Origin of the sequence: Binatus sp. (SeqCode), from assembly GCF_036522015.1 — a bacterium.
Classification (GTDB): Bacteria; Desulfobacterota; Binatia; order Binatales; family Binataceae; genus Binatus.
Genome location: NZ_DATDGQ010000153.1, coordinates 1 through 7437, shown reverse-complemented (window position 1 = coordinate 7437; position 7437 = coordinate 1). Strand labels below are relative to the sequence as shown.

At 61.6% G+C, this 7437-nt stretch carries 7 protein-coding genes; 4 read left to right on the top strand and 3 right to left on the bottom strand.

The features are described from left to right. Nucleotides 1-245: acyl-CoA dehydrogenase family protein (locus tag VIW95_RS06340; RefSeq protein WP_331584593.1), on the top strand; the 245-nt coding region annotated here is incomplete at its 5' end. Between the two features lie 10 nt (nt 246-255). After that, entirely contained in the window at nt 256-1272 is a 1017-nt protein-coding gene (locus tag VIW95_RS06335) for an LLM class flavin-dependent oxidoreductase (protein WP_331584592.1), read from the top strand. On the opposite strand, the gene VIW95_RS06330 is transcribed toward VIW95_RS06335, so the two are convergent. After that, the gene (locus VIW95_RS06330) at nt 1269-2981 is read right to left on the bottom strand and encodes a chloride channel protein (RefSeq protein WP_331584591.1); all 1713 of its coding nucleotides are present in this window, start codon (nt 2979-2981) and stop codon (nt 1269-1271) included. The two genes, VIW95_RS06335 and VIW95_RS06330, sit on opposite strands and share 4 nt — an antisense overlap. Nucleotides 2982-3449: 468 nt before the next feature. Here VIW95_RS06330 and VIW95_RS06325 point away from each other — a divergent pair, with 468 nt between their 5' ends. Together VIW95_RS06325 and VIW95_RS06320 are read left to right on the top strand one after the other, a co-directional pair. Then, entirely contained in the window at nt 3450-3932 is a 483-nt protein-coding gene (locus VIW95_RS06325; RefSeq protein ID WP_331584590.1) for a response regulator, read from the top strand. A gap of 164 nt (nt 3933-4096) precedes the next feature. Continuing rightward, nucleotides 4097-5338, top strand: a complete 1242-nt coding sequence (locus VIW95_RS06320; RefSeq protein ID WP_331584589.1) for an aspartate aminotransferase family protein — start codon at nt 4097-4099, stop codon at nt 5336-5338. Between the two features lie 7 nt (nt 5339-5345). On the opposite strand, the gene VIW95_RS06315 is transcribed toward VIW95_RS06320, so the two are convergent. After that, complete coding sequence (locus VIW95_RS06315; RefSeq protein ID WP_331584588.1) at nt 5346-5906, bottom strand: YkgJ family cysteine cluster protein; 561 nt, start codon at nt 5904-5906, stop codon at nt 5346-5348. A gap of 242 nt (nt 5907-6148) precedes the next feature. Further along, complete coding sequence (locus tag VIW95_RS06310) at nt 6149-7219, bottom strand: aromatic ring-hydroxylating dioxygenase subunit alpha (RefSeq protein WP_331584587.1); 1071 nt, start codon at nt 7217-7219, stop codon at nt 6149-6151. Nucleotides 7220-7437 lie beyond the last annotated feature (218 nt).

The window sequence follows — 7437 nt, the reverse complement described above, 5'->3', positions numbered from 1 at the left end:
GGTATGCTGCCTACGCGCAGGACACTGGCGCCGCCGACGCGTCGCGCACGGCGGCGATGGCGAAAGCGCGCCTGTGCGATATCTACAGCCGCGGCACCGACCGCGCCGTTCTGATGCACGGCGGGATCGGTTTCACCTGGGAGCACGACATGCATCTATGGTTCAAACGCGCGCGCTTCAACGAGTCCTACTTCGGCTCGCCGTCGTTCCATCGCGAGCGCGTCGCGACGCTCGGCGCGTATTGAGGCATCCCGTTTGAAATTCGATATCTTCTACCAGCTCCCCGAAGCGGCAAATCAAATCACGACCGAGCGCTATCGAGAGCTGATCGCCGAAGCATCGGAGGCCGACCGCCTCGGCTTCAACACGGTGTGGCTCGCCGAGGTCCATTTTGCGCCGCGCTTTTCCGTGATGCCGACGCCGCTGATGCTGCTCGCTGCGATCGCAGAGCGCACGGCCAACATCCGGCTCGGCATGGCCGTCAACCTGATGCCGCTGCATCATCCGATTCGGCTGGCCGAGGAAGTTGCGACCCTCGACGTGTTGAGCGGCGGCCGCGTCGAGTTCGGGGCCGGCCGCGGCGCATTCCCGCTCAACTACCGCGGCTACGGCGTCGAGATGTCGGACAGCCGCAAGCTGTTCGAGGAGGGGCTCGAAAAAATCAAAGTGGCATGGACGCAGCAACGCGTGGACGGCGTCGAGGTGGTGCCCAAGCCAATCCAGCGGCCTCATCCGCCGATTCGGCTCGCCGCCAACAGCGCTGACACTTTCACTTTCGCGGGAGCGAATCGCTATCCAATCTTCGCCGGCGGCCCGGTGAATCCGATTCCCGTGCTCGCCGAGCGGCTCAAGATTTATGAAAACGCGCTGAAGGCCGCTGGACACGAGCGCCCCGACGATTGGCTGGCTGCCGCGCTGATGGTGTTCGTCGGACGCGATCGCGCGCAGGTGCGGGCGACGATTGAGCCGAGCTTGCGCAATTATTTCAACGCGGTCGGCGAAATTATCGAGCCTGAGAGCCTCGCCGCCGGCGCCCAGGCGGAATTCCAGAAGGTCCGCGATCGTCTCCGCACGATCGACTATTCGACCGTCGATTCAATCATGGGGATTTTCGGCGACCCCGAGTATTGCATCGACCGGATCGCGCAACTGAAAGAGCAGTTCGGTTTCTCGCGGCTGGTCTGCTGGTTCGAAATCGGCGGCATCAGCGGGCATCAGAATGTGCTAGCCGCGATGCGCCTGTTCGCCGACCGCGTTATGCCGAAATTTTAGTGACGCGGCGCATCTGACGACATCTTCACTGCGCGTAAGATGTCTGTCTTCGTCACGACTCCCAGCATGACGCCGGCGTCGTCGGTCACCAGCAGCATTTGTGCGCCGCGCTCGCGCACCAGGAGCCGCAGTGCCTCGCTGAGATCGCAGTCCTCCATCACCCGGATTGCGGCGCGGTCCGCGAATTCGCCGACGGTGGTGTTGTCCCATTCCTCGGGGGCGATTCGGCTGACGTCCGATACGGAAACCGTCCCTTCGACTTTCTCGTCTTCGTAGACTGGAAAAATCGTGTGACGGTGATGGGCCGCGACGCTCGCGACAAATTCGCGAATCGTCGATTTGGCTTGCACCGAAATTACGCGACGCTGGATCACGTCCCGCACCGTCATCCCCGACAGCTCCGCCAGCTTGGCGGTTTCATGAAGATGCTGGTCGCCGGAGACCGACGCCTCGCCTGAAATTGCGTAGGCGACCGCGGCGCCGATGAGGCTCGGGATGATGTACGAATGGCCGCCGGTGGTTTCCGCCACGAAGACCACGGCTGTGAGCGGCGCTTTGTATCCGGCCGCGATGAACGCCGCCATCCCGACCGCGGCGTAGAGATCGTGCGTCGGCGCGTGAACCACGGATTGCGCGTAGGCGTTGCCCAAGGCGCCGCCGACCAGCAGCAGCGGCACGAACATCGCGCTGACGCCTCCCGAGCCGAGCGTGAAGATTGTCGCGAGCAGCTTCAACACGACGAATAACAGCAGCACTTCGGTCGGTAGCGGATGCGCGAGTACGTAGCGCACGGCCTCGTAGTTGGGACCGATCGGAATCAGCGGCCCGTCGTAAATCGTCACGAATGCGAGGCCGCAGAGCGCGGTACCGAGTCCGCCGATCGTGAGCTTCAGCCAGTGCGGGATCCGGCTGGTGATGGCAAACCTGCGCACCCGACGAAACGTGATGTCGAACACGATCGCGATGAGCCCGATGCCCGCGCCGAGTAGCGCTGACCACCAGATGTCGCTGGCCCGGAAGCTGGTGCTGCCCGCGAACCCGAACAGCGGCTGCGCGCCGACGATAGACACCAGCGTCGCGTAAGCGACCACCGACGCAATCAGCGATGGCAGCAGCGCTTCGTGCGCGAGGTCGTCCTTGTACGGCATCTCGAGCGCGAACACGATGCCGGTCAGCGGCGCGCGGAAGACCGCCGACATGCCGGCCGCCGCGCCGCTGATCAACATGATGCGCCGGTCGCGCGCCTCGAGGCCGAATCGTCGCAGCTTGGTCCACAGCCACGAGCCGATCGCGCCGCCGCTATAGATGCTGGGTCCCTCCAGCGCGGCGCTCCCGCCCGAGCCGACGGTGGTCACTGCGGCGAGCAGCTTCCACCAGAACGGGCCGAGGTCGATGTCGCCCTGATGCTCGTGGTAGGAGCGGACGATCTCCTCGGTCGAGTGTTCGTCGGGGTCGGGCGTGCGGAATTGCATTATCAGGCCCGTCACAAAGAAGCCGGCGACGAGTCCGACTACGATTGCCCAATGGTGATGAAGGTAGTAGGGAAGAAGAGCCGCCCAGATGACGTCGAGAACGAGCACGGCAATCCCTGTGATGATGAGTCCGGTGAGAACGCCGATAATAGGCGCCACGAGCAGCCACTTCTGGATGTCGCGTGAGTACGTCGCCGTCAGATCTTCGCTGACCAGGGCGGTGTACTTTCGCAGCAATGGATGTTTAGAGAATTTAGAGTCCAGTAAGTTCGCAAAGATTCCCAATGAGACGATCCTTTCCCTCCCCGGAGCGGGGTCGGATGAGTCATTTAGCGGTCTTGATGTTTAGCACTATGTATCGGCGTGGCACAGTCGCAGCGACCGATGTAGCAGGATTGCCACAAGCAATTCGTTGCGGGACATTGACTCAGCCGACGTTTCGCCAGCGTGTGCAGAATGGAACGGATATTCGATGTCCAAATCTGAGATTTGCGAGTTATCGAGCGTTTCAATTGCCCTCGCGACATCATACGTCAGCTAGGCGCATTGTTCCTCGCTTTGCGATGACTCCAAACCGAACCCTAAGGAAATGGCACGGCAATTGGATCATCCCCCCATCAGAGGCATCACCAAGCTTCTGTCGGACAACTCGGTTGGTCTATTCTGAAATCCGCGGGACCCGGATTTCATCAGTGATGGGGGATTATGAACGAGCAAGATAAAGAAAAAGAGCAAGACAAAGAACTCGATCAGTTGAGTCCTGCGGTCAGGATTTTTCTAGTCGAAGACAATCCCGACCATGTGTTCATCGCGCTCACAGTAGTCAGGCAGGTGCTCGGCGACGACATCGAATTGGTGCATGCAGCGAATGCCGACGAAGCACTGCTGATGATTGCCCAGTTCACTGAGCACGATCGCCCGGATTTGTTCCTGGTGGATTTACGCCTGCCCGACAACGGCGGTTTCTCGGTGCTGCAGGCGACGCGTGCGAACGAAGCGCTCACCGGCGTGCCCATGTTCGTGATTACCAGCTCGCTCTACGACCGCGACATTGCTGAGAGCTATCAGCTCGGCGCGTCCGCTGTGCTGTGCAAGCCGCTCTCGCGCGCCAAGCTGCGCGACGAGCTGGTGCGCGTCGGCGCGCTGCCGTTGTCGCAGCGGCCGAGCGACCCGGCGTATCGCCACTAGTCAGGATTCATCGCATATGATGCGGGCTGTGAGTTGTAACGACTCGCGGCCCGTTTGCTTTTGCAGGCTTGACCCTCGCGCCTGCAAATAGGATTCTCGCTGACGGTCTGATCGACAGCAGACGCGACCTGCATTGCGGCGAAAATCATCGCACAGGAGTTGCCTTGAAACCCTGCACATTCGAAAACAGTGACGCGCTGATGGAGCGCGCGAAAAAAGTTGTTCCCGGCGGCATCTACGGACATCAGACGCCGCTGGTTCTCACCAAGGGCGCATACCCGTCGTTCTTCGCCCGCGGCGAGGGCTCGCACATCTGGGACGTCGATGGCAACGAGTACATCGACTACATGTGCTCCTACGGCCCGATCGTGCTCGGCCACCGGCATCCCAAGGTCGAGGAGGCGGCGCGCCGACAGATGGACCTTGGCAACTGCTTCAACGCGCCGGGGCCGGTGTGGGTCGAGCTCGCGGAGCATCTGGTGTCGATCACGCCATTTGCCGACTGGACGGTCTTCGCGAAAAACGGCTCCGACGTATGCACCTGGGCGACTGAGGTCGCGCGCCATGCGACTGGGCGCCCGAAGATTGCGATGTGCTCCGGCGCTTACCATGGCACCCATGCGTGGTGCACGCCGATGCCCAACGGCGTGACACCGGAAGATCGCGCTAACGTCGTCAATTTTCGATTCAACGATCTCGAAAGCTTGCGGCGCGCGGTCGAGGAAAACAGCGGCAAGGTCGCCGGCGTGATCGTATCGCCGTTCAAGCACGATGCGGGACACGACTCGGAGCTGCCGGTCGAAGGATTCCTGTCGGGCGTGCGCAAGATTTGCGACGACAACGGCATGGTCTTCATCCTCGACGATGTTCGCGCCGGCTTCCGCCTGCACATGGGCGGCTCGGGCGAACTGTTCGGAGTGCGCCCGGACCTGACGACCTACTGCAAGGCGATCGCCAACGGCTATCCGCTCGCCGCATGCCTAGGGCGCGACAGCCTGAAGCAGGCAGCGCTGGAAGTGTTCTTCACTGGCTCGTACTTCACCAGCGCGGTGCCCATGGCGGCGAGCCTGGCGAATCTCAAGGAGCTGCAGGCGAGCGGCGGAATCGAGAGGATGCGCGCGACCGGCGAGAAGCTGCGCGCCGGTCTGCTCGCGCAGGCGCGCAGCGCCGGAATCGAGGTGACGTACTCGGGACCGCCGGCGCTACCGTACATGACGTTCAAGGCCGACGCGGGTCATTTCGATCGCGCGAAGGTGTTCGCCGGCGCATGCTCGCGCAGCGGTGTGTACTTCGCGCCGCGCCACAACTGGTTCATCTCGGCCGCGCACACCGATCGCGACATCGAGCAAACATTGAACGTTACCGATCAGGCATTCGCCGCAGTGCGCAAGCAATTCGGCGCGTAGGTTGCGCCTATGCCTCCGTTGTTTGCGATGTAGTTCCGCGCATACGCGCGCGCTCCACCTCCGGCGATCGCGAGACAAGGCCCTTGCTGATCAAATGCCGCCGGAGCCGGTGATAAAGATGCCGCGAACCTGCCTTGATCGACTGGTCCAACCCGGCGCGCACCAGACGATCGCTCGCCGACGAGGCGTGAGCGTGGCCGTCGAAAAAGGCGCATCCAAATGGACTGATATCATGGATAGTGCACGCGCCGTCCTCGCTGAGAAACTTGCAACTGCCGTCGGGCTTCGCCGCCAGGACCAGGCTCGGCACGCGGAACCATCTCCGATAAAATCGCCGTTCGTATTTCTCCGGTTCGCGCTGGCTGCGGAACAGCCTCTCGACAACTTGTGCGACCAGCGGGCCCGGCGACGCGAGCATATTCAACTCGGCCCATTCGAATGGATCGGTGCCGCTCGGGATCATCCGCTCGATGTCGGCAGGGATCAGCCAAGCCGGCAGGAACCGACAGCATCGGCGACAGGCATCGCACGCGCAACTCGTCCTCTCAGCTCCGAATTCGGTTCGCATGGTTTCCCCCTGGTCAGTTTCGGTTTGCTCACATTCCAGACGACCGCGGCTGGCGCATTCCAACCGCGATAGCAAACCAGCGCTGTTGGGGACGCTAACCAGGTCGTCCTGGTGTCGTCGAGACTCGGATCGCGAGCGGCCTGTGATATAATGAAGTTAGAAGCAAAAGAACCGGTCTTCCGATCCCGAGCCATCGTTCGCGGTCGTGCGCAAACAATTCGGCGCGTAGCGCGGAAGATCAGTTACTCGCCGCCGAGGAACCGGTAAACGAGTTTCTGGAAGTGCTGGATTCCGCGTTCGCGCGACAGCATCAGCTTGCCGTGTTCGATCGCGCCTGAGCGCAGTCCGCGCTGCACTGATTCGCAGAGCACGATGTCTTCGCGCGTCACCAGGTCGCTGAATTCGACGTCGCTGCGAATCTGCGCTTCGCTCGCATCGCCCGCGAAAAAATAGTCAACCACCTGCCGCGAGTGTCCCGCGTCGATCGGCACCACAGTTATCGCCTGCAGATTCGGCGGATTCCCATAGAGCGAGAACAATACATTCGGCCACAGCGTCGCGTAGTTGACCCCATTGTCGGGCGATCCCAGGATCGGACCGTAGTAGGTCGAGAAATATTCGTGATCGGTCTCGACGCGGTAGGCGTTGGTGTCGATTACTGCTGAAAATTTCGGATGCGCGATCGGGCAGTGGTAGCATTCGTTGAAATTCTCGACGACGATTTTCCAGTTCGCAGCGATTTCGTAAACGTCGCGCCGCAGCATCCGCATTTGTGCGAAATCGATTCCCGCACGCTCGAAGATGGCCGGTAGTTCGCCGATCACGTCGTGCAACGGAGGCGCGGCTCGCGATGGATTGACGAAAATCAGCGGCCCCCAGGTCTCGACCGCAAACGGAGCGAGCGACAGCGTGTCTTTCGCGAACTCGCGCTGCTCATTCTCACGTGGCGCGCTGCGCAGCGTGCCGTCCAGATTGTAAGTCCAGCCGTGATAGTGGCACTGCAGCGTCTTCCGATTGCCGGCGCATTCGAGGACAACCTCGCTCCCGCGATGCCGGCAGACGTTGGCGAACGCGCGAATCGCTTTTTCAGTATCCCGCACCACCACGACCGGGATATCGCCCAGAAGCGTCGTGAAAAAGTCCCCAACGCTCGACACCTGCCCGGTATGTCCCACGTACTGCCAGGTCCGGTGGAAGATGCGCTCCTTCTCAGCCCGAAACACTTCCGGCTCGACATACCATCGAGCGGGCAAAGTGTTCCCGCGCTCAAGCGCACTCGCGATTGAAGCATCGCCGTACACATTTGAAGCCATAACTGTTTTTCCCGAAACGTTCAGCGAGCCACTTTATCCTGCGCGCTTTACGTTTGAATCGCCAAGCTGACTTCCTTGACCAGGTCGTGCAGTGGGCGAGTTCCGTCGAGACGCAGGACGCGGCACGGCAGCGCCGCCAGCCACGTCTGGTGGCGCGCGAGATTGCGGCCCTCGCGAGTGCCGTCATCATAGTGCGACGCCCATTCGATGAATTCTTC